General features: G+C 33.3%; 24 protein-coding genes, 1 other RNA gene and 1 pseudogene. All 26 read left to right on the top strand.

Features of this window, described 5'->3' with window-relative positions; translation table 11 throughout:
* The first annotated feature begins 6 nt into the window (after positions 1 to 6).
* The 26 genes and pseudogenes from CBR30_02415 (at position 7) to CBR30_02290 (ending at position 23,345) form a co-directional block, all read left to right on the top strand.
* Positions 7 to 1,745 (top strand): annotated as a pseudogene (locus CBR30_02415) (polysaccharide biosynthesis protein).
* A 9-nt stretch (positions 1,746 to 1,754) separates the two neighbouring features.
* Positions 1,755 to 3,122 (top strand): lipopolysaccharide biosynthesis protein, encoded by a 1,368-nt coding sequence (locus CBR30_02410; protein PMQ02554.1) that lies wholly within the window; start codon positions 1,755 to 1,757, stop codon positions 3,120 to 3,122.
* Between the two features lie 3 nt (positions 3,123 to 3,125).
* A complete protein-coding gene (gene galE, locus CBR30_02405; GenBank protein ID PMQ02510.1) occupies positions 3,126 to 4,118 on the top strand; it encodes a UDP-glucose 4-epimerase GalE in 993 nt (330 codons plus the stop codon).
* 19 nt (positions 4,119 to 4,137) lie between these two features.
* Positions 4,138 to 4,599 (top strand): SsrA-binding protein, encoded by a 462-nt coding sequence (locus CBR30_02400; GenBank protein ID PMQ02509.1) that lies wholly within the window; start codon positions 4,138 to 4,140, stop codon positions 4,597 to 4,599.
* Position 4,600: 1 nt separating this feature from the next.
* Positions 4,601 to 4,952, top strand: a transfer-messenger RNA (tmRNA) gene (gene ssrA, locus CBR30_02395).
* Between the two features lie 115 nt (positions 4,953 to 5,067).
* Positions 5,068 to 6,624: a hypothetical protein gene (locus tag CBR30_02390; protein PMQ02508.1), complete on the top strand. Its 1,557-nt coding sequence runs from the start codon at positions 5,068 to 5,070 to the stop codon at positions 6,622 to 6,624.
* Complete coding sequence (murI, locus tag CBR30_02385; GenBank protein PMQ02507.1) at positions 6,600 to 7,412, top strand: glutamate racemase; 813 nt, start codon at positions 6,600 to 6,602, stop codon at positions 7,410 to 7,412. The genes CBR30_02390 and murI overlap by 25 nt, the downstream gene beginning before the upstream one ends.
* The gene (locus CBR30_02380) at positions 7,384 to 8,484 is read left to right on the top strand and encodes a peptidase (protein ID PMQ02506.1); all 1,101 of its coding nucleotides are present in this window, start codon (positions 7,384 to 7,386) and stop codon (positions 8,482 to 8,484) included. The genes murI and CBR30_02380 overlap by 29 nt, the downstream gene beginning before the upstream one ends.
* Positions 8,485 to 8,487: 3 nt before the next feature.
* Positions 8,488 to 8,901: a methylaspartate mutase subunit S gene (locus tag CBR30_02375; protein ID PMQ02505.1), complete on the top strand. Its 414-nt coding sequence runs from the start codon at positions 8,488 to 8,490 to the stop codon at positions 8,899 to 8,901.
* A gap of 1 nt (position 8,902) precedes the next feature.
* A complete protein-coding gene (locus tag CBR30_02370; protein ID PMQ02504.1) occupies positions 8,903 to 10,300 on the top strand; it encodes a glutamate mutase in 1,398 nt (465 codons plus the stop codon).
* Complete coding sequence (locus CBR30_02365) at positions 10,284 to 11,735, top strand: methylaspartate mutase subunit E (protein PMQ02503.1); 1,452 nt, start codon at positions 10,284 to 10,286, stop codon at positions 11,733 to 11,735. The genes CBR30_02370 and CBR30_02365 overlap by 17 nt, the downstream gene beginning before the upstream one ends.
* A 6-nt stretch (positions 11,736 to 11,741) precedes the next feature.
* Complete coding sequence (locus tag CBR30_02360; GenBank protein ID PMQ02502.1) at positions 11,742 to 12,986, top strand: methylaspartate ammonia-lyase; 1,245 nt, start codon at positions 11,742 to 11,744, stop codon at positions 12,984 to 12,986.
* Positions 12,987 to 14,327: a 3-methylaspartate ammonia-lyase gene (locus CBR30_02355; GenBank protein PMQ02501.1), complete on the top strand. Its 1,341-nt coding sequence runs from the start codon at positions 12,987 to 12,989 to the stop codon at positions 14,325 to 14,327. It abuts the gene before it with no gap.
* Positions 14,328 to 14,330: 3 nt separating this feature from the next.
* Positions 14,331 to 14,651, top strand: a complete 321-nt coding sequence (locus CBR30_02350; protein ID PMQ02500.1) for an acyl-CoA synthetase — start codon at positions 14,331 to 14,333, stop codon at positions 14,649 to 14,651.
* Positions 14,638 to 15,477 (top strand): fumarate hydratase, encoded by an 840-nt coding sequence (locus tag CBR30_02345; protein PMQ02499.1) that lies wholly within the window; start codon positions 14,638 to 14,640, stop codon positions 15,475 to 15,477. Before CBR30_02350 ends, CBR30_02345 begins: the two co-directional genes overlap by 14 nt.
* Entirely contained in the window at positions 15,474 to 16,001 is a 528-nt protein-coding gene (locus tag CBR30_02340; protein PMQ02498.1) for a fumarate hydratase, read from the top strand. The genes CBR30_02345 and CBR30_02340 overlap by 4 nt, the downstream gene beginning before the upstream one ends.
* Positions 15,998 to 16,918, top strand: a complete 921-nt coding sequence (locus tag CBR30_02335) for a lantibiotic ABC transporter (GenBank protein ID PMQ02497.1) — start codon at positions 15,998 to 16,000, stop codon at positions 16,916 to 16,918. Before CBR30_02340 ends, CBR30_02335 begins: the two co-directional genes overlap by 4 nt.
* A 4-nt stretch (positions 16,919 to 16,922) precedes the next feature.
* Complete coding sequence (locus CBR30_02330) at positions 16,923 to 17,645, top strand: ribonuclease PH (protein ID PMQ02496.1); 723 nt, start codon at positions 16,923 to 16,925, stop codon at positions 17,643 to 17,645.
* Positions 17,639 to 18,274 (top strand): non-canonical purine NTP pyrophosphatase, RdgB/HAM1 family, encoded by a 636-nt coding sequence (gene rdgB / locus CBR30_02325; GenBank protein ID PMQ02495.1) that lies wholly within the window; start codon positions 17,639 to 17,641, stop codon positions 18,272 to 18,274. The genes CBR30_02330 and rdgB overlap by 7 nt, the downstream gene beginning before the upstream one ends.
* Positions 18,249 to 18,626, top strand: coding sequence for a reactive intermediate/imine deaminase (locus tag CBR30_02320; protein PMQ02494.1), 378 nt, complete (start codon positions 18,249 to 18,251; stop codon positions 18,624 to 18,626). Before rdgB ends, CBR30_02320 begins: the two co-directional genes overlap by 26 nt.
* Before the next feature lie 6 nt (positions 18,627 to 18,632).
* Complete coding sequence (locus CBR30_02315) at positions 18,633 to 19,313, top strand: rhomboid family intramembrane serine protease (protein PMQ02493.1); 681 nt, start codon at positions 18,633 to 18,635, stop codon at positions 19,311 to 19,313.
* A gap of 15 nt (positions 19,314 to 19,328) precedes the next feature.
* Positions 19,329 to 20,156: a hypothetical protein gene (locus CBR30_02310; protein PMQ02492.1), complete on the top strand. Its 828-nt coding sequence runs from the start codon at positions 19,329 to 19,331 to the stop codon at positions 20,154 to 20,156.
* Between the two features lie 86 nt (positions 20,157 to 20,242).
* Positions 20,243 to 20,644, top strand: a complete 402-nt coding sequence (gene speD / locus CBR30_02305) for an adenosylmethionine decarboxylase (GenBank protein PMQ02491.1) — start codon at positions 20,243 to 20,245, stop codon at positions 20,642 to 20,644.
* Positions 20,631 to 21,509, top strand: coding sequence for an agmatinase (gene speB / locus CBR30_02300; protein PMQ02490.1), 879 nt, complete (start codon positions 20,631 to 20,633; stop codon positions 21,507 to 21,509). The genes speD and speB overlap by 14 nt, the downstream gene beginning before the upstream one ends.
* Positions 21,506 to 22,648 carry a UDP-N-acetylglucosamine 2-epimerase (non-hydrolyzing) gene (locus CBR30_02295; GenBank protein PMQ02489.1) on the top strand — a complete coding sequence of 381 codons (1,143 nt, stop codon included), beginning with the start codon at positions 21,506 to 21,508 and terminating at the stop codon, positions 22,646 to 22,648. The genes speB and CBR30_02295 overlap by 4 nt, the downstream gene beginning before the upstream one ends.
* On the top strand, positions 22,629 to 23,345 hold the full coding sequence (locus tag CBR30_02290) for a hypothetical protein (GenBank protein ID PMQ02488.1): 717 nt from the start codon (positions 22,629 to 22,631) through the stop codon (positions 23,343 to 23,345). Before CBR30_02295 ends, CBR30_02290 begins: the two co-directional genes overlap by 20 nt.
* The last annotated feature ends 12 nt before the right edge of the window (positions 23,346 to 23,357 follow it).

Raw genomic sequence — 23,357 nt, 5'->3', positions numbered from 1 at the left:
AAGGTTATGATGAGAAAGTTTATAGTCCTTTTATTTTTCATTCTTCTACTTACAATATCCTTTGCGCAAGAGAAAGTTTACCTAACTCAAATAGATCCGGAAAGTTATATCTTAGGTCCTGGCGATAAGATTAGGGTTTTTTAATAAGAGAAAATAATGTTACTGATACTTTTGACTTGGAAGTTTCTTTAACAGGATCCATATCCTTACCCTTGATTGGAAGTATAAAAATTTCAGGATTAAGTTTGATAAATGCCCAAAAAGAGATTTCGAGGCAATTAATAAGATTTTATCCTAAAAGTGTTGTTTCCATTGATCTTTTATATCCTCGTAATATAAAGGTATTTATTTCTGGTGAGGTAGCAAATCCAGGGACCTATATCCTTTCTGCTTTAAGCAGGTTAGATGATTTAATAAAGATGGCAGGAGGTTTAAGGAGTTCTGCATCAGTTAGGGGGATACAGATAAAGAGGGGAAATAAGATAATAGAAATTGATTACTTACAGTTTTTAAAAAATGGAGATCTAAGCCAAAACCCATATCTTGAAGATGGAGATTTAGTATATGTTCCTTTGATGAAAAAGTATGTGAGGGTACTTGGTCAGGTGAAAAGTCCAGGGATATATGAGATAAGGGAAGGGGAGAAGCTTTTGGATATTATAAATATGGCAGGAGGGTTTACAGCAAGTGCATCTTTATTTGGAGCTACATTAGACAAGATTACAGGAGAAAGAATCGAGCTTGACCTCTATAGTCTATTTTATGGAAAACCAGAAGAGAGAGAAAAGGCGAATTTGGTTTTGCAGGATGGAGATACTATAAGTGTCCTTGCTGAAGTAAAAAGGGTTTATGTGTTAGGATATGTTAAAAATCCTGGACCTGTGCAATTAGTTGAAAAGGTGGGAACTACACCTGAGGGTACGGTGGTATCTGGTCAGACCCAAGAGGGGGCAAAAATAAGTGAAATAATAAATAGTGCTGGAGGAGTTCTACCTAATGGAAGTTTAAGAAATATTGAGATAAGAAGAAAAGGAAATCCAAATGATAAGGTTATAGTTGATTTATATAGAACATTAGTATTGGGGGAAGCATCTGAGGAGGATATTAAAGTTTATCCAGGAGATGTCATATATGTCCCCCCTGTAATTAGAACTATAAAAATATTGGGAGAAGTAAGGAATCCAGGTGTTTATGAGGTAAATCCAGGAGATAAAATAAGGGATATGATTCTTCGTGCTGGAGGATTAACTCCAAAAGCAAGTAGAGAGAATGGGCAATTGGAAAGAGTAGTTGAAAGAAAGAAAGTAGTATATACTTTTAATACAGATAACGTTTTAAAAGGAAAAGAGGAAGATAATTTATCATTGCAAGATGGAGATACTATATACATAGCGGAGAAAAGAAGATTAGTGTATGTATTAGGGCAAGTGAATAATCCTGGTGCTTTTGAATATAAAGAGGGAAGAAGACTCACAGAATATATAAGTCTGGCAGGAGGTTTAAAAGATAGGGCAAATCTAAATAAAGTTTCCATTATAAGAGAGGAGAATGGGGAATCTAAGGTTATTAATGTAAATATGAATGACTTGATAAATAAGGGACAAAGCAAGCTTGATATTGAGATAAAGGAAAATGATATAGTCTTTGTTCCTGAAGTTTTCATAAAGGGCTGGCAGGATATTGTTCAAATAATTATGTCTATTGGAGTAATTAAGACTACAATAGGACCCTTAATAGGATGGTAGGTGATAGAAATGGATGAAGAAATTAGTTTAGTAGAATTATTTCAAGTTATATGGAAGAGAAGAATATTGATTATTACATTATTTATCTTATCTGTTGTAATAGCATTAGTATATAGCCTTTTAGCTCCCAAAATATATTCTGCATCAGCGGTAATTTTGGCTCCTTCTGAGCAGTCTTCTGGGGCTTTGCAAGCACTTGCCTCTAGTCTTCCTATAAGTATTGGAGCTTTAGGACTATCTGGCATTGGAGCAAATTATATAGCAATTTTGAAGAGTAGAAGTGCAGCAGAGTATGTATTTGATAAATTGAAACTGGATAGTTATATTGAAGGAAAAACTCGCGAAGAGAAGATAGAAAATTTAAGAAAGAGTGTAAGAGTAAATTATAATGAGAAAGAAAACACAATCACTATAACTGTAGAGGCAAGGGATCCTAAACTTTCTGCAGATATTGCTAATAGTTTTATATCCGCATTAGACAAAATTATTAGTTCTTTAAATATTAGCTCTGCCAAAAGAGAGAGAATGTTTCTTGAAGAACAATTAAAAAGAGTGGAAAAAGATTTAAAGCAAGCGGAAGAAAAATTAAAAGAATTTCAGGAGAAAAATCTTCTTTTTGATGTAGATACTGAAGCAAAAACAATAATTGATAATTTGGCAAAATTATATTCTGATAGAGAATCAACTGAAATGTCTATAACTCTTGCAAAAAGAAATCTCACCGATTTACAAAACATGCTTATAAGACAGGCAAATATCCAGAAGAGTGATATATTAGCTATCACTTCCTTAACTGAAACTTCTACCTTGGCAAATTGGAGAGAAAAGTTAATTAATCAGGAAATTGATTTGGCGTTGCTTTCCTTAGAGTATGGTCCTGAGCATCCAAAAGTTGCAGCAGTAAAGGCAAGTATAGAGATGACAAAGAAGGCTATGAAAGATGAAATAGAAAGATTAGTTAAGGCAATCGGAAATTCATCTCTTGATCAGCTTTTCCAACTACAACTAAGTATTATATTTAACTCCGCAAAGAAAAAGGCATTAGATGAAGTAATTTCTAAATACGAGAAGAAACTGAGTAATCTTCCTGCTTTGGGGCTTGAATTGGCAAGGTTGATGAGAAATGTAAAGGTTCAAGAGACAGTGTATACTTTGCTTACTTCTCAATATGAGCAGGCTAAAGTAAATGAGGCAAAAGAGTCTATTACAATACAGGTAGTTGATTATGCAATACCTCCTGAGAAAAAGAGTAAACCTTCCACTACTTTAAATGTGCTTGTGGCAGGAGTAAGCAGTGTATTCTTAGGCATATTTTTAGCCTTTTTCTTAGAATTTTGGGTAAAGTTTAAAGAGGAATTAAAAAAGGCTGGAGTGTGAGCTATGGAGAAGAAGATTTTAGTAACTGGTGGTGCTGGTTATATAGGTAGTCATGTAGTTAAGGATTTATTGAAAAGAGGATATCAGGTTATTGTAATTGATAATTTGGAAAAAGGACATAGATCCGCTGTTAAAACTCCCTACTTTTATAATATAGATCTTAGAGATAAAAAGAAACTTGCTGATTTTTTTTCATCTAATAAAATCATCGGGGTGCTACATTTTGCAGCTGCAAGTTTGGTGGGGGAGTCTATGACAAACCCATATAAATATTTTGAAAACAATATATTGGGGGGATTAAATCTTCTTGATTGTATGGTTAGAAATGATGTAAAGTATATAATATTTTCTTCAACTGCAGCTGTATATGGAGAACCTATTGAAATTCCTATAAAAGAAGATCATCCAACAGTTCCTACAAGTGTATATGGAGCATCTAAATTAATGTTTGAGGATATTTTAAAATGGTATGATAGAATTTATGGGGTAAAGTTTATTTCTCTACGATATTTTAATGCTGCAGGTGCGGACCCTGAGGGAGAATTAGGAGAAGATCATAATCCAGAGACTCATCTTATTCCTTTGATTTTGAAGACTGCTCTTGGATTGAGAGAATATATTGAAATTTATGGCACTGATTATCCTACACCAGATGGTACTTGCATCAGAGATTATATACATATTTCTGATCTAAGTTATGCCCATATATTAGCCTTAGAAGCCTTATTTAATGGAAAAAGTTCTGATTATTATAACTTAGGAAATTCAAGGGGCTTTTCTGTAAAGGAAGTGATAAGAATAGCAGAAAAGGTAGTAGGCAGAAATATACCCGTAAAAGAGGGACCAAGAAGACCTGGAGATCCTGCAGTGCTTATAGCAAGTTCAGAAAAGATAAAAAAGGATTTAGGATGGGAACCAAAATATAAAGAATTGGAAGATATTATTAAAACCGCATGGAATTGGTTTAAAAACCATCCAAATGGTTATTCTGATTAATTTGTGATATAATTTAAGTATGAAGAAGGAGAAAAAAGTAGTTGCGGTAAATAGAAGAGCAAGACATGATTATTTTATTCTCGAAACTTACGAAGCTGGGATAGCTCTTACTGGAACAGAGGTGAAGTCCTTAAGAGAAGGAAAAGTAAGCTTAGTTGATAGCTATGCAGATATTAAGAATGGAGAGTTATGGCTTTATGATTTACATATTAGTCCTTATGATAAAGGAAATATATATAACCATGATCCAAAAAGACCGAGAAAATTATTGATGCATAAAGATGAGATAGCCCATTTAATTGGAAAAATAAAAGAAAAAGGCTTGACATTGATTCCTCTTTCTATATATTTTAATAATAGAGGATGGGCAAAAGTAGAATTAGGGCTTGCTAAAGGAAAGAAACTTTACGATAAGAGACGGGATTTAGCAGAAAAGGCGGAAAAAAGAGAACTAGAAAGAGCCTTTAAGATAAAGTATTAATGGGGGCGAATGGTTTCGACAAGGAGTTTGGGGGTCAAAAACTGCAGGCTGAGGTGCCGTCACCTCATAAAACAACGGCAAAAAAGAAGTGCCAACACAAATTTAGCATTAGCTGCATAATTTAGCAGCTACGTCCTCTTAACCCGGGCTGGCAGGGTTAAGATGGGCGTGAGATTAGCCAGCTATCCCTCTCGACTCCCATAAGAGAGGGAGAAAAAGTATGGGATAGGAATCTATAGAATCCGGCGGAAGGGAGTCTATAGATTCCGAAAAATGTAAAACTTCCGCTAAGCCTGTAGAGGTTTTTGGCTCCTACTCTTTGGACGCGGGTTCGATTCCCGCCGCCTCCACCAATTAATTAAGGAGGAAGTAGTAATTTACAGAAAAATTCTTTTTTATTTATTATTTTTTACCTTTTTATTGGGTTTCTTCTCTTCCTTAGGGGAAGAAATTTTTTCTTTATATTACTTGAATAGCAAAGATAAAATAATAATTACTCCTATCCTCCAAGGGGAAGAAGTTTATTTACCTCTAAAACTTATTTCATCCTTACTTCAAACCACGTTAAAAATAGAGAATAAAAATATTTTCCTTCTTAAAGGAGAAAAAGAAGTTCTTTTTAAAGGGACCATAGGAAATAAAGAAGCAATTATTAGGGATAAAAAATTAAATTTGTTGGAGCCTGTAATGGCTAAGGAAGATGATATTTATATTCCCGCTAAATCTTTTTTCTCCTTTTTAGGTTACAGGTTAATAATTAAAGAAAAAAATATTTATATATTACAAATTTTAGAACAAATTTTAGAAAGTAATGATAAAATATTTATAAAATTTAGAACACAAGATGTTCCCTCTTTTAGTTTCTTTACTTTGAAAGATCCTAATAGATTGGTCATAGATATAAGAGATTGTATAGTCATTGAAAAGAAAGAACAAATCTCGAAAATATCTGGTATTAAACAAATAAGATATTCTCAGTTCTCTACAGAACCATATGTGGTAAGAGTTGTTATTGAATTTACTAAGGGTGTTCTTGATTATAAAATTTCTCAAGCAAAGGGAGAGCTTGTTGTTGATTTTTTTAATTATAAAGAGACCATAAAAGATGAGAAGAAAGTTGGTAGTCTTTTGAATATAAATTGGTCTAAAAATAACGACAAACTAATATTTAATATATCTTTTGACTCTTCCTTTACTTATACTAAGGGAAATTTAAAAGACCCAGAGAGAATATATTATGACTTCTTCCCTAATTTTAAAAACACTCTAACAGATACTATTGTTGTTAATGAAGGTCCTGTAGAAAAAATTCGAATAGGAATTTTAAATAATGAAACAAAAAATCTAAGAATTGTCTTTGATGTTTATACTTCTACCATAGCTGAGGAAGAAAGCTTTACAAATACGTTAAGGGTATCATTCCCTATTCAAGAGAATAGTGAGAAAACAGAAGAAAATTTTAGGAATAAGTTTGTTATTTTTATTGATCCAGGACATGGAGGAACAGATCCCGGTGCAATTTACTCTAATATACAGGAAAAGGATTTGAATCTGAAAATTTCACTAAAGCTTGCAGATATTTTAAAAAAGGCTGGCTATAATGTGGTTCTTTTAAGAGATAAAGATGTAACTGTCACATTGGATGAGAGGGTAAATATAGTAAAGGATTATTTAAATAGCAATAATAATTCTAATCAAGAAAAATTTCTATTCATCAGTATTCATTCTAATGCTGCACTTTCACCTGAAATAAAGGGAATAGAACTTTATTATGCTACTGATTTCTCTCTTCCCTTTGCACAGACTATTTATCGAGTTCTTTCAAGATATTATAATGTAAGAAATATGAGACAAGGAAGATTCTATGTATTGTCTCGTATTCCTATACCAGGAATTATAATTGAAACTGGTTTTTTGAGCAATGACGATGAAAGAAAATTATTAACAACAGAAGAATATCAAAATAATTTAGTAGAAAAAATACAGGAGGCAATAGAAGAATGGGTAAAAAGTTTGGGATCTTAGATTCTGGTGTTGGTGGACTTACAGTATTAAAAAGTCTTGTTGATAATAGTATAACAAGGGATGTTATCTATTTTGCGGATACAAAGTATTTTCCTTATGGTATTAAACCTGTAGATTTTATTCAGAAGAGAGTTGAGGATATAGTACAATTTTTTATAGAGCAAAAGGTAGATGAAGTAATTATAGCGTGTAATACTGCCTCTTCAAATGCTTATGAATATCTTAAATCCCGATTTTCCATTCCCATATATAGCATAGTTCATTCTGCAATTTTAGGTTTGTCAAATTTCAAAGGAGAAAAAATAGGGGTTTTAGCTACTCGTAGAACGAAGGAGAGTGGTGTATATCCATATCTAATTAAAAAAGAGTATGGGAATATAGAGGTCTTTGTAGAATCCTGTAGTGAAGGACCTCTTTTAGATGTTATTGAAATGGGAATAATAGATGGAGAAATTGTAGAAAAGGAACTAAATAAATGCTTAAAGCCACTCTTAGATAAAGGAATAGATGGACTGATTCTTGGTTGTACTCATTTACCTTTTGTGGCTCCTGTTATCAAAAGGAATTATCCAAATCTTACTATTATAGATCCATCTGAGGAGATTTTAAGATTAGTTACAAAGGATGACAATAAAAGTGAGTATTATAATATTATTATTTATGTGAGTGATAAAGAGAAGGAATTTCAAGAGATTGTTCATAATCTATTGAAGGTTGACTGGAAGGTTGAAAGAAAAGATTTAGAAAGGAGTGAATTAAGTGTTATCAAGGGAGAGATTGGTAAATAGATTTATTGAAATGGTAAGAATTCCAAGTATATCTTTTAAAGAAGGAGAATTCAGTAGTTATATTAAAAAAGAATTTGAAAGACTTAATATAAGGTTTAAAGAAGATAATGCAGGAAAAAAGATTGGAAGTAATGCAAATAATTTAATTGGCTATTTAGAAGGGGATGGGGAACCTTTCTTTATTTGTGCACATATGGATACTGTAACTCCAGGAGAAAATATTAATCCCATAATCCTTGATGGAAATATAATAACTGACGGAAATACTATTCTTGGTGCTGATGATAAAGCTGCAATTAGTGCAATTTTGGAGGCAATTACTGCTCTAAAAGAAGATAACATAAAAGTAAAAAGGGCGGAAATAGTATTTACCATAGCTGAAGAAGTTGGCTTACTTGGAGCAAAAAATTTAGATTTTTCATTGTTAAACTCAAAGTTTGGGTATGTTCTTGATGCAGATGGAGATTTAGGAACTGTTATAACAAAAGCTCCTTATCATTCAAGATTCTATATAAATATCTATGGAAAGGCTTCTCATGCTGGTGCGGAGCCTGAAAAAGGTGTGAACGCAATTTTACTTGCAAGTGAGTTTCTTCTTGAGTCAAGATGGGGTAAATTGGACGAGGAGACAACTGGAAATGTGGGTATTATAAGAGGAGGAAGAGCCACGAATATTATTCCAGATGAAGTTTATTTAGAGGGAGAGTTCAGAAGTTTGGATAACAATAAAGTAGAAGCTTGTTTTGATAATCTAAAAAATAGTCTTAAAAAGATTGAACTAAAACAAGGGAAATGGGAATTGAAAAGAGAAGATTTATATAAAGGGTATAGCATAAAGGATGATGAGGATGTTATTAAAAATATAAATAATGTCTTTAAAAAATTGGGAATTGAATTGAAACTCAAATCTACAATCGGTGGAAGTGATGCAAATATATTTAATGAAAAGGGGATTAAGGCATTAAATGTAGGAATTGCAATTGAAAATCCCCATTCTGTAGAAGAAAAAGTGAAGATAGATAATTTATTTAATCTTTCAAAAATAGTATATGAGTTGTTAAAAGGAGAATGATGTATGGGAGAAAAGACTATTGTCCTTGGTGTTATTGGAGCGGATGTACATGCAGTAGGCTTAAGAGTTTTGGATTATGCATTAAGGAATGCGGGATTTGATGTTGTAAATATTGGGGTCTTATCTTCTCAAGAGGACTTTATCAAGGCTGCATTAGAGACAGGAGCAAGGGCTATATTGGTTTCTTCTTTATATGGACACGCTGAATTAGATTGTCAAGGTTTTAAAGAAAAATTGATTGAAGCAGGTTTGGAAAACATTATCCTCTATATAGGTGGTAATTTAGGTGTAGGGCAGAAAGATTGGAAAGAAGTAGAAGAAAAATTTAAGCAACTTGGATTTCATAGAGTTTATCCACCAAAGACACTGCCTGATGAAGTTATAGAAGATCTAAAAAAGGATTTAGGACTTAAGTAGTATGCTGGGATTGTTTTTTGATTTGGGTAGTACTTTTACTAAGGTATCTGCTTTTGATTTGGATAAATGCGAGCTTATTGCCAAGGCTAAAGCTCCGTCAACAGCAAATATTGATATAACTATAGGATTAAATAATGCATTATCTGAAGTTTTTAAGCAGACAGGTAAGAAAATAGAAGATTTTGACGTGAGAAGAGCAACAAGTAGTGCAAAAGGTGGGTTAAGAATTGTAGCAGTTGGTTTAGTCCCAGATTTAACTGCAGAGGCAGCAAAAAGAGCCTCCCTTGGTGCTGGTGCAAAGGTGATAAAAACCTATAGCTATGAACTTTCGGAAAGTGATTTGGATGAAATTTATAGATTGAAACCTGATTTGATAGTTTTGGCGGGCGGAACAGATGGCGGAAACAAATATTACCCTCTTATTAATGCTAAAAAACTTAGTAGTTTAGATTTAGATATACCAGTCATTTATGCTGGAAATAAGGATGTAGCTGATGAGGTTCATAGGATATTTGAGAAAGCAAAAAAGGAAATTTATATAACTGAAAATGTAATGCCAGAATTTGGTGTATTAAATATAACACCTGTTCAAAGCAAGATAAGAGAGATTTTTTTAGAAAGATTAATAATATCAAAGGGATTGGATAAGGCAAAAAAATTTGTAGATAGTATAGTAATGCCTACTCCTCTTGCAGTACTGAAGGCATGTGAGAAGTTTTCAAGTTTAAATGGAGAAACAATGCTAGTTGATGTAGGTGGAGCTACCACTGATGTTTGTTCTGTTGCGTCTGGAAAACCAACTCAAAGTTTTGTTATTTTAAAAGGATTACCAGAACCTTATGTAAAGAGAACTGTCGAGGGAGATTTAGGGGTTAGGGTTAGTGCTTACTCGTTATGGGAAGCTGTAAGTGAAGAAGTATGGAAAAATTTATTGGGTAATCTCAATTCCTATAGAGAAAAGGTGAAATTTTTGTCAGAGAATACGGATTTTATTCCAACAAAAGAAGAAGACATATATTTTGATCATGTATTGGCTTCTGTTGCAATAGATATAGCAGTAAGAAGACATGTGGGACATATTGAGGTTGTTTATTCTCCTATGGGAAGTTTGTACTTTCAGTATGGAAAAGATTTAACTGATGTAAGGGCTTTAATAGGTACTGGTGGACCTTTAATTTATAACCCATATAATTTGAAATCAATATCCTTTGCCTTATTTAATCCAAATGAACCTTTTGTTCTTAAACCTAAAAATCCAGATATTTTTATTGACAAGGAGTATATATTATATGCAATAGGTTTAATTTCAGAAATTTTCCCAGAGAAATCTGATAAACTAATCTCAAAATATATTGTAAGGGTTTCAAAGGAGGAAAGGTCTAATGATATTAAAAAATAAAAGATGGGATGAGAATTATTTTTTTAGGATGAGAGATGAAGTTTTAAATACGTGGATTACTGGCAAAGAAGTAGATCTTAATCTTGGAATAGAATATCAGAAAAGTCTTCCTGATAATAAAAGGTGTGATTATGTGTTAAAAACTGCAGAGAAAGAGAAAAAGATACTATTACAGCCACGGGCTGGAGTTCCTATATTAAAGGATCATATAGAACTACTTAAGTATTTAGAGGAAAATGGTGCAGATTTGTTACCTACAACAATTGATAGTTACACTCGCCAGAATAGATATAAGGAAGCTCAAAATGGTCTTGAAGAAAGTTTAAGAGAAGGAAGACATCTTTTAAATGGTTTTCCAGCAGTAAACTATGGAGTAAAAGGATGTAGAGAGATAATAGAAAATGTTAATGTTCCTGTGGAAGTAAGACATGGATCTCCTGATGCAAGACTATTAGCAGAAATAACTTTATGCTCTGGTTTTACTTCTTTTGAGGGGGGAGGAATTTCTTATAATATACCATACGCAAAGGATGTACCCTTAGAAACTTCTCTCCTTTATTGGCAATATGTGGATTATCTGGTAGGATATTATGCAAATCATGGAATTATTATAAATAGAGAGTCCTTTGGACCTCTAACGGGCACTTTAGTTCCACCTTGCATATCAATTAGTATAGGAATCATAGAGGCACTTCTTGCAGCTGAACAGGGGGTAAAGAGTATAAGCGTAGGATATGGACAGGGAGGTAATTTAATTCAGGATGTAGCTGCAGTAAGGGTTATGTATAATCTCACAAAGAAATTCTTAAATGATTTTGGTTACTATGATGTACATGTAACGACAGTTTTTCATCATTGGATGGGAGGATTTCCTGAAGATTATGCAAAAGCCTTTGCAGTTATAAGTTATGGAACTATTCCTGGTGTTTTGGCTCCTGCAAGTAAGATTATTGTTAAGACTCCACAGGAAGCAATTGGAATTCCTACAAAAGAAGCAAATGGCGAAGCATTAAGGAATACAAGACAAATAATGCAAATGTTAGAAAATCAAAACTTTATAGACGAGAAATTAATTTCAGAAGAGGAAGAGATTATAAAAAATGAAGTGCTCAGCATTTTAAACAAGGTTTATGAGTTGGGCGATGGTGATTTCTTAATAGGAACAGTAAGGGCTTTTTCTGCTGGAGTATTAGATGTTCCTTTTGCTCCAAGTAAATATGCTTTAGGTAGAGTCATGCCTGTACGGGATAATAATGGAGCTATAAGATTTTTTGATTTTGGAAACATCCCAATACCTGAAGAGATTAAAAATTATCATAGAGAGAAATTAGAAGAGAGAGCTAAGTTTGAGAAAAGACCTGTTTCTTTCCAAATGGTGTTAGATGATATTTATGCTATAAGTAGAGGAAGATTAATAGGAAGACCAAGGAGATAGATAACTATGAGAATAAAAAAGGCTTTATATTCTATTGGGCTTTCGGGTTTTTATTTTGATGATCAAAGAGCCATAAAAGCAGGTGCAAGAGAGGATGGTTTTGCTTATAGAGGTGTTCCATTGACAAATGGTTTTAACGCAGTTCGCCAAAAGGGAGAAAGTTTATCAATAATATTTATCTTGGAGGATGACTCTATAGCTTTCGGAGATTGTGCTGCAATACAATACTCTGGTGCTGGTGGAAGGGAGCCACTATTTAGAGCAAAAGACTTTGTAGAAATTATCACCGATATTATTTATCCTAACATTGTAAACAAAGAATGGAGAAGTTTTAGAGAACTATCAGAGATAATTGAAGATTGGAATATAGGAACAATTAAGCTACACTCCGCACTTAGATATGGCTTAACACAGGCAGTTCTTGATGCTTTTTCCAAAAGTCAGAGAAAAACCATGACTGAAATAATAGCGGAGGAGTATAATCTACCAGTAGTTGCCAAAAGAGTACCTATATTTTGTCAGTCGGGAGATGACAGATACAACAATGTTGATAAGATGATCATGAAGAGGGCGGATGTATTACCTCACGGACTAATTAATAATGTAGAAACGAAGTTGGGATGGAGAGGCGAAAAATTAATAGAATACTTGGGTTGGATAAAGGAGAGGGTGAAGATTTTGGGAGATGAAAATTATAAGCCAATCTTCCATATAGATGTATATGGAACTATTGGCATAGCCTTTAATTACAATTTAGAGGAGATTACTAATTATTTTGCTCAGTTAGAAAAAATTGCCTATCCTTATAAGCTTAGAATTGAAGGTCCTGTAGATTTGGAAAACAAAGAGGCTCAAATTGAATATCTAAGTAAGTTGAAAAGAGCTTTGCGTGAGAAAGGAATTCATGTGGAGATTGTTGCGGATGAGTGGTGTAATAGTTTGGAAGATATAAAAGACTTTATAAATGCTGATGCTGTAGATATGATACAAATAAAGACTCCTGTCCTTGGTAGCATTCACAAGTCAATAGAAGCGGTATTATTGTGTAAGAAAAATAAAGTTGGTGCTTATGTTGGAGGAACATGTAATGAAACAGATAGATCTGCCCAAATATCGGTCCATATTGCATTAGCAACTCAGGCGGATCAGATATTAGCAAAGCCTGGCATGGGTGTTGATGAGGGGTTGATGATTGTAAACAATGAGATGGAGAGAACAATAGCTATTCTTAATGCGAGAGGTTATAAATAAATGATTAAGATTTATTCACCAACTGCTATATTGGGTTATGGTTTTCCTTTAGAAAGTCATAAGGAAGCTTATAGGGAAAAACCTGATTTAATTGCGGTAGATGCAGGTTCTACAGATCCTGGTCCTTATTATTTAGGAAAGGGTATATCTTTTGTTGAGGCTGAGGCAGTAAAGAGAGATCTATCACTACTATTGACTTTGGCTAAAGATTTGGATATTCCCTTAATAATTGGAAGTGCTGGAGGATGTGGGACAAAATCATCAGTGGACTTCACCTATTCTATAGTAGAAAGTCTATGTAAAGAATTAAATATTCATTTTAAGGTTTCTATTATTTACACTGATGTGGATAAAGAAAGAGTAAAAAAGGCATTGAAAGATGGAAATATTCGTAGTTTAGATGGCTCTTTTGAGCTGAATGAAAGTATAATTGATAGATGCACAAATATTACTGCTCAGATTGGTATAGAACCATTTATGGAAGCGATAAAGGAAGATGCTCAAGTAATTATTGCTGGGAGAAGCTACGATCCAGCACCTTTTGCAGTAATACCTGTTATGAAAGGTTATGATATGGGACTTTCTTTGCATTTAGGCAAAATCTTGGAATGTGGAGCTATTGCCAGTGAACCTGGTAGCGGAAGAGATGGTTTAATAGGAGTCCTAAGCTCAGATTATTTTGATGTTTTTCCTCTTAATCCAAGAAGAAGGTGCACAGTGCTTTCAGTCTCTGCCCATACTCTATACGAAAAGTCAGATCCTTATCACTTAGCAGGTCCTGATGGAACTATCTCTTTAGAAGAAACAAAGTTTTCTCAAATTAATGAGAGAATGGTAAGGGTGACTGGTACAAAGTTTATACCACCAAAGGAAAAATGGATAAAGATTGAAGGAGCAGAATTTATTGGTTTTAGAAGCGTATGTTTTGCAGGAATTAGAGATCCTATATTTATATCACAGATAGATAATATACTAAGTGAAATGGAATTAATAACAAAAGAAAATTTTCCAGATTGGATAGATAAGTTTAAAATACATTTCCATTTGTATGGGAAAAATGGTGTAATGGGAAAATGGGAGAAAAATAAAGAAGCTTGTCATGAGATAGGACTTTTAATTGAAGTTCTTAGTGAAAACGAAAAAATTGCGAAGACTGTTATAGGTTTTATTAGATCTACTCTTCTTCATTATGGATATCCTGGAAGAATATCTACTGCTGGTAACCTGGCTTTTCCTTTTTCTCCTTCTGATGTAATATGGGGAGAAGTTTTTAGATTCTCTATTTATCATCTCATTAAAGAAAATTATTTAGATATTTCTATCATTAAAAAAGAGGTTTGAGATATGAAATTAATTGATATTGCGAGGGTGATAAGGACAAAGAATAGTGGTCCCTTTATTATAACAATTGACATAATTTTTAAAGATGAACAAATGTATTATAAATTGAAAAAAAGAAATTATTTCTCTTCTGATTGGTGGGCAAGCTTATATAATATTCCTCCTGAGGATGTATTATCTGTTTTTTATTTTGATCCAGCTTTTGCTGTAAAAGCTAATATTAAAAGATACATATCCTCTGGAGATTTTGGAGATTCTGACGTTTATGGTGCCCAACAACATGCTCCTCTTTTGGAGGTTGAGATAGAAGATGAGAATGGTTAATGCTAATGAAATTTACGAAAAGGTTAAAGAATTAATTGAGTATGTAAATTTTAATGTTAGGGATGATGTTTTGTTAGAATGGAAAAGAAAAAGGAATGAAGAAGAAAATATTAATGCTAAGATTGTTTTGGATATTCTAATAGAAAATTCCCAAATTGCAAAGGAGAAGAAAATCCCTATTTGTCAAGATTGTGGGATGGTTTTAATCTTTATTGAAAAAGGAGAAGATGTATGTATTGAGGGTCCTATAATGGATTATTTAAACAAAGCAGTGAGAGAAGTATATTTGAATAATTATTTAAGACCATCTGTAGTAAAAGACCCTATCATAAGAGAAAATACCTTTGATAATACACCACCAATTGTTCATTGGGACTATATTCCAGGAGATAATTTAAAGATTAGTGTAATGATAAAAGGATTTGGGAGTGAAAATGCCAGTATGGTTAAGATGCTTCTGCCAACAACGTCCGAAGAGGAAATTATAAATATTGTAGTTGAGCATGTAAAAAACTACGGACCTAATGCATGTCCTCCTTTAATAATTGGTGTTGGTTTAGGTGGTACAATGGAAAAAGCTGTCTATTTATCTAAAAAGGCTATAATGAGACCCCTTTTTAAAAGAAACGATAAAGAGCATTTAAGAAGATTAGAGGAAGAGATATTGAGAAGAGTAAATGATCTAAATATTGGTCCTGGGGGTTTTGGGGGAAAATTAACAGCTTTAGATGTATTTGTAGAAAGCTTTCCTACCCATATAGCAGGTCTTCCTTTGGCAGTTACTTTGCAGTGTTCTGCTGTAAGATGGGGTGAAATTGTTATATGAGGAAAATTTATTTACCATTAAAGGATGAAGTTATTGAGGATTTAAAGGTTGGAGAGTGGGTTAGATTATATGGAGAATGCTATTCTGCAAGGGATGCTGCCCATAAGAGAATAGTTGAGTCTTTAATGAGAGGAGAAAAACTTCCCTTTCAATTAGAAGGCTCAGTAATATATTATATGGGACCCTCTCCCACTCCTCCTGGGAGAATTATTGGGGCTTGTGGTCCAACTACAAGTATGAGAATGGATCCCTATGTTCCAATTTTGCTGGAAAAAGGAGTAAAAGGATTTATTGGTAAAGGAAAGAGAGGAGAAGAAGTTAGAACTGCTATTAGAAAATACAAAGGTATTTATTTTGCTACAGTAGGAGGAGCAGGTGCTTATTTTTCTGAGAGAATAAAGAGGTTCCAGCTTGTTGGATATGAAGATTTAGGTCCGGAAGCAATTTATCTCTTAGAACTATATGATTTTCCTGTAATGGTAGCAATAGACTCCTCTGGTAGAGATTATTATTTAGAAAAATGAAAAGCGAGAAAGTTCTACTAAGACAAGCCGTTTATTATGCTCCAAGAGGAGAGGCACGTTTAGTTCTTCTTGGCAATATAATTTCTCACAATTATCTTTCACCCTTCGATAAATTGATAGGTATAATAGGTTCTGCTGGCTCTGGAAAATCTCTATTGATAAGAGGGCTCTTTCCAGGACTAAATCTAACAAATGATGATGAAGGAATATATAGACGTCCATTACCATTATTAGAAGATTATGAAAGGAATGTTTTCAGGGATTATATTTATCATGTTGATGTAAGGTTTGAGCTTGCCTTTGTATCAATTTATATATTGGCAGAAGCAATTAAAAGAGCTTTAGAAAAGGATAGAAAGGTTGTAGTGGAACATTTTGAAGTAATATACCCTTATTTAAAGAGGAATGCGGATATACTAATAGGTATTGGTGAAGAGGTTATTATAGTAAGACCAAACATATTTGGTCCAGAACCTCAGGAAATTGCGGATATAGTTTTTAAATCTCTCGAATTCCGGTTAAAAGCTCATACCGCAGAAGACTTAACAGGAATTGTCTTAGAAGATTATGGATATTCGAGATTAATAGAAGCTCATAGTGATGTTATACATGGATTTGTTATATTTCTCAAAGAAAAACCTCATATAGAGATTGACTTGATTGAGCAAGAAGTAAGAAAGTATATATCTATGAATTTACCTGTTAGCTATTATGATTCTCAGCATATAAAGATTGGTGATAAGATTATTAAATGTACAGGTCCTCGTTTGCATGTAGAAAGTACTGGTAAAATAGATGAGTTCGTATTGTATCCAGAATACATATATTCACCTATTGATGATTGTTTTCTTTTAGTTGGTTTTGTAAGTATGGAAGAGTATAATAAGGTATTAAAAATACTAAAGGAGAAAGGGTAAGAGTATGATAAGAGCGGATAAAAGAAGTAATTCGGATTTAAGACCTATACGTATATTTAGAAACTATCTTAAATATCCTTTAGGTTCTGTATTAATAGAGATGGGAGAAACGAAAGTTTTATGTGCTGTCTCGATAGAAGATAAAGTACCTCCTTTTTTAAAAGGAACAAATCAAGGCTGGCTTACAGCAGAATATGGAATGTTACCTGGCTCAACACCTGAAAGAAAGGTGAGAGATGTAACAAAAGGCATGATAAATGGAAGGTCTCATGAAATTCAAAGACTCATTGGTAGATCCTTGAGGGCAGTTGTTGACTTAAGTAAGTTAGGAGAGAGAACTATATGGGTTGATGCAGATGTAATTCAGGCGGATGGAGGCACAAGAACAGCTGCTATTACTGGTGCTTTTGTAGCTCTCTATGATGCACTGACTAAATTAAAAAGAGAGGGAGTTATAAAAGAATTTCCCATAAAGGAATTTTTAGCAGCAGTTTCAGTAGGGATACTCGATAATGAGATTCTTTTGGATTTAGCAGCTCAAGAAGATATGAGAGCGGAAGTTGATTTTAATGTTGTAATGACTGAGACTTTTAAAATTGTAGAGATACAGGGAACAGCAGAAAAAACTCCTTTTACCCTTGAGCAGTTAGAAAAAATGCTAAGTTTAGCTCAAAAAGGTATTGCACAGTTAATAGAAGCACAAAAAAGGGTTTTGGGGTTATTATGAGAAAAATTGTTTTAGCGACCATGAATGATAACAAAATAAGAGAAATAAAGGAAATATTAAAGGATATTTCAGGGTTTTTGGTTAGTCCAAAGGAATTTTCTATATATGAGTTACCAGAAGAAAGTGGATCCTCATATAGAGAAAATGCTCTTATAAAGGCACTCTATGTGTGTGAAAAAACAAATCTTCCTGCAATAGGAGAGGACTCTGGTTTAGAGATTAAATTTTTGAATAATGAACCTGGCATATACTCTTCAAGATATTTAGGAGATATATCCTATGAAGAGAGAATGCGTTTGATTCTTGATAAGATGAAGAATGTGGAATGGGAGGATAGAGTGGCAGAATTTGTATGTTGTTTAGCTATAATAACTCCTGAAGATAAAGAAAATCCAATTTTTATTGAAGAAAGAGTTCAGGGGTATATAAATTGGGAAATTAAGGGAAATTTTGGTTTTGGTTATGATCCCATATTTTATTATCCACCCCTAAGAAAAACTTTTGGCGAATTATCTAATGAAGATAAGAATAAGATAAGCCATAGGACAAAGGCTTTTCTTAAGGCAAAGGAGATTATTAAAAATTTAATTGAGGAGGGCAATCATGAAGGAAGTTATTTTCACCGATAATGCACCCAAAGCTATAGGTCCGTATTCTCAGGCGATCAAAGTTGGAAATTTTGTTTTTATATCTGGTCAAATACCTATAGATCCAAAAACTGGAAATTTGGTGGAAGGGGACATTAAAGAACAAACTAAAAGAGTAATAGAAAATATAAAGGCTATAATTGAAAGTATAGGAGGAAGTTTAGAAAATATAGTTAAAACAACAGTTTTTCTGAAAAGCCTTGAGGAGTTTTCTCAAATGAATGAAGTTTATGCAGAATACTTTAAAGATAAGCCACCTGCACGCTCAACAGTAGAGGTTTCAAGACTTCCAAAGGATGTACGTATTGAAATTGAAGCAACTGCTATAATTTAGAGCAATATGATACCTTTAAAGGATAATATACCATCAAGAAGGTTTCCAATTGTAAATATTACCCTTATTGTGATTAATTTTATTGTGTTTTTTTGGGAATTGAGTTTGGGTAATAATTTACGAGAGTTCGTATTTTGGAAATATGGTTTTATTCCTCAACGGCTATTCGAATTATCCATGTTCCCTCATAATATTCTCACTTTGTTTACCTCTATCTTTTTACATGGAGGATGGGCTCATATCTTGGGAAACATGTTATATTTATATATCTTTGGGGACAATGTGGAAGATAGTATGGGACATTTTAGATATCTAATTTTTTATCTTTCAGCAGGAATATTTGCCAACTTAGTGCAGGGAATTTTTAGTTTTAATAAATTAATTCCCACTATAGGAGCAAGTGGGGCAATAGCGGGTGTTTTAGGAGCATATTTAGTTTATTTTCCTAGCGCAAAAATTTTAACTTTTGCCATATTAGGATTTTTTATAGAATTCATTTATATTCCTGCAGGTTTTTACTTACTTTTTTGGTTTTTAATTCAACTTTTTTCTGGAATGTTTTCTTTAGCCTTATATGAATTTACAGGGGGAGTTGCTTGGTGGGCTCATATTGGAGGGTTTGTTTTTGGATTAATTCTTGCTCCAAGATTAAAAAAATATAGAAGATACCATTTTTACTATTACTAAGGAGGTGTATATTTAATGTTTTGGGATATTTTTTGGTTAATATTTTTAATATCCGCCTTTTCTCCAATTGTAAGACAGAGGATAATTGAGGCGGAAAGATATAGAATAATCCAATCTTTGGAGAAAAAGAGGGGATCTAGAGTAATAACTTTAATTCATCGTCAAGAAGCTATGAGCCTTTTGGGTGTTCCTATTGCAAGATACATTAATATAGAAGATTCAGAGGAAGTTTTAAGGGCAATTAGATTAACTCCTGAAGATATGCCAATTGATTTAGTATTGCACACTCCAGGTGGGTTAGTTTTAGCAGCAGAACAGATTGCTCATGCCTTAAGTCAACATAAAGGAAAAGTTACTGTGTTTGTTCCTCATTATGCTATGTCTGGTGGAACTTTTATTGCCCTTGCTGCTGATGAGATAGTCATGGATGAGAATGCAGTTTTAGGTCCTGTTGATCCTCAACTTGGAGAGTATCCAGCGGCATCCATTCTTTCCGCAGTAAATAAAAAAGGTATAGATAAGGTTGAAGATAAAACTCTTATTCTGGCAGATATAGCAGAAAAAGCTATGAATCAGGTTAAGAATGCAGTTTATGAACTTCTGAGGAATAATAACATGTCTGAAGAAAAAGCTATGGAAATTGCAGAGATTTTAACGTCTGGAAGATGGACTCATGATTATCCAATTACTGTTGAAGAGGCAATAAAAATTGGCCTCCCTGTAAAAGTAGGTTTACCTCCTGAGATTTATGCATTAATGAGTTTATACCCTCAAACTCAAACTGGAAAACCATCGGTTCAATACATTCCTGTCCCCTATAAGGGTAGATATGGAAAAGAATAAATAAAAAATTATTATTGACATAGAGGGGGGTTTGATGTATATTTAGCTTTGAATTTTAAAAGGAAAGGGGTATAGAGAGAAGAGAGATGTTAGGACCGCATCTTGTTTTAGATTTATATGGGTGTCCCAAAGAGTTATTAGAGGATGTCAATTATATATATAGAGTTCTTGATGAACTTCCAACAATGATTGGTATGCACAAAATCATGCCTCCATATGTTATTAGATATCTTCCTGAAGAAGATCCCATGGATTGGGGGGTCTCTGGAGTAGTTATTATTGCAGAAAGTCACATAGCAATTCATACGTGGCCTGATTTAAATTATGTAAGTATAGATATTTTCTCCTGTAAATTATTTGATATAGATAAAGCTAAAGCTATTATTGAAGAAAAATTCAAACCAGAGAAGATAGAATGGGAGATCTTAGTAAGAGGAAGAGAGTTTCCTGTCCATCTTTTGAGAAGAGGTAGAAATGGAGCAGGTTAAACTGAATCCTTCTTTTGCAGGAGTTTCTAATGTTACATTTGATAAGGCTCAGGTGGTTGTTGTTCCTCTTTCCTATGAGGTAACAACTTCTTATAGAAAAGGTACAAAAGAAGGTCCCAGTGCAATTCTAAGCGCATCTTACAATTTGGAGCTTTATGATGAAGAATTAGATACAATACCTGCGGAAATAGGTATTTATACTTACCCTGAGCCTTTGCTTCCTATTAGCGACTTAGTTTTACCACTCAAATACATAAAAGATTTAACCATTGATTTAATAAATAAGAGGAAGTTTCCAATTTTTTTAGGTGGAGAGCATACTATTACTATTGGGATACTATCTGCATATAAAGAAAAATTTGGTAGTTTTAGTGTTTTGCATTTGGACGCCCATGCTGATCTAAGAGAGGAATATGAGGGTACATCTTATCATCATGCTTGTGCTCTAAGGAAAGCTGGGGAAAGTCTTCCTTTAGTTCAGGTGGGCATAAGGAGTCTTTCAAAAGAAGAAAGAGATTTTATCAATAGGAAAGAAAATATCAAGGTTTTTTGGGCATATGAAATCCGAGAGGATAAAAATTGGCTATCCAAAGTGATAGATTCCTTAGATGATAATGTTTATATCACTTTGGATTTAGATGTTTTTGACCCTTCATTGATTCCCTCAGTAGGAACACCAGAGCCTTATGGTCTAAACTGGTTTGAGGTTACTTCGTTGTTAAAGGAAGTTTTTAAAAATAAAAGAGTTTTAGGAATAGATGTGGTTGAGTTTTCACCAATTCCTGGTTTTATTGCTCCAGATTATATAGTGGCTCGCTTAATATATAAGATTATTGGATATTATAAAGAGTTTTCTAAGAAATGATTAAGATTGCTTTAGTCTTTGGAACAAGACCCGAAGCTATAAAAATGGCTCCCCTTGCTTATGCCTTGAAAAACTCTAAAGAGTTTTTTGTGCAAATCATTTTATCCGCCCAACATAGAGAACTTTTAGATCAGGTAATGGATTTATTTGGTCTTGATGCGGATTACGACTTAAATGTTATGGAGGAGGGTCAGACTCTAACTGATATTACTGTAAAGGTTTTACAGGGATTAAGAGATATATGGGAGAAAGATAAACCTGATATGGTACTTGTTCACGGAGATACAACAACCACATTTTCTGCAAGTTTATCCGCCTTCTACTATAAAATTCCTATTGGTCATGTAGAGGCTGGTTTAAGAACTTATAATAAATACCAGCCATATCCAGAGGAGATGAATAGGCATCTTACAGGAGTTTTAGCGGATATCCATTTTGCTCCAACAAAATCAGCTAAAGTTAATTTGATTAAGGAGAATATACCTGAAGATAAAATATTTGTTACTGGAAATACTGTGATTGATGCCTTTTTATTTGTATACAAAAATTTAGGTGATTTTAAGCCTTCTGAAGTTCCTATATTGGATGGAAAAAAAATGATATTAATAACAAGTCATAGAAGAGAAAATTGGGGAGATCCCATGAAAAATATTGCTCTTGCTTTAAAGGATTTATTAGATAAGTTTGAAGATATTTATATAGTTTTCCCTATGCATCCTAATCCATTAATAAGGGATGCATTTTCACCAATTTTAGGATCTCACGAAAGAGTATTTATAATTCCACCTGTAGATTATCGTACAATGGTATATTTAATATCTAATTCCTATTTAGTATTGACAGATTCTGGAGGTATTCAGGAAGAAGCTCCTTCAATAGGAAAACCAGTTTTAGTTTTGAGGGATGTCACTGAGAGACCAGAAGCAGTAAGGGCTGGAACTGTAAAATTAGTAGGAACATCAAGGGAAAAAATTGTGGAAGAAGTATCTAACTTAATAATGAATAAAGAAATGTATGAGAAGATGTCAAATGCTGTTAATCCTTATGGGGATGGAAGAGCAAGCGAAAGAATAGTTCAAGCTCTTAGATATTATTTCAAACTTTCAGACAAGTTACCTGATGAATTTAAAGGTGAATAATCTTTTTGAAATTTTCGAACCCTTTTTAGATATAATCTTCCCTGAGCGCTGTGTCCTTTGTGGTAGATATTTAGAAGGATATATTTGTAGTAAATGTAGAGAAAAATTGAAGTTTGGAGAAAACTATTGTTTATTATGTGGAGCACCTCTTACTTTTCCAGAGAAAGTTTGTTATAATTGTAAAAAAGAGAATAATATTTTGATAGAAGGTTTTGAATTCTTAGGTTACTATAAAGGAATTTGGGAAGATTTGATATCTAAATTCAAATTTGAGCATAAACCTTACATCGCAAAAACCTTTGCCAAGATGGGTAGAGAAAGGATATTGAGCAGGAATTGGGATATTGATTTAATTACTTATGTTCCTATGTGGAAAGATAAAGAAAAAAAGAGAGGATACAATCAATCTTATATTCTTGCGAAATATTTAAGTAGAGAATTGCAATTATCTGTTGTTTCTACTTTGAAACAGGAAAGACCTATATTAGAACAGAAAAATTTGGGGAGAGCAGAAAGGTTGGAAAATGTGAAAAACGCCTTTAAACTAATGGAAAATGTTGATATTGAAGGGAAGAATATTTTAATTGTTGATGACGTCTATACTACAGGGGCAACAATAAGGGAATGTGCAAAGGAATTGAGAAATGGAAGATGTAATAAGATTTATGTTTTTGTTATCTGTAGGGCAATAAATTAATTTGGAGGAGGT

Source organism: Dictyoglomus sp. NZ13-RE01, assembly GCA_002878375.1.
GTDB lineage: Bacteria > Dictyoglomota > Dictyoglomia > Dictyoglomales > Dictyoglomaceae > NZ13-RE01.
The sequence above is the reverse complement of the archived record's forward strand: the minus strand, read 5'-3'. Positions and strand labels throughout refer to the sequence as shown.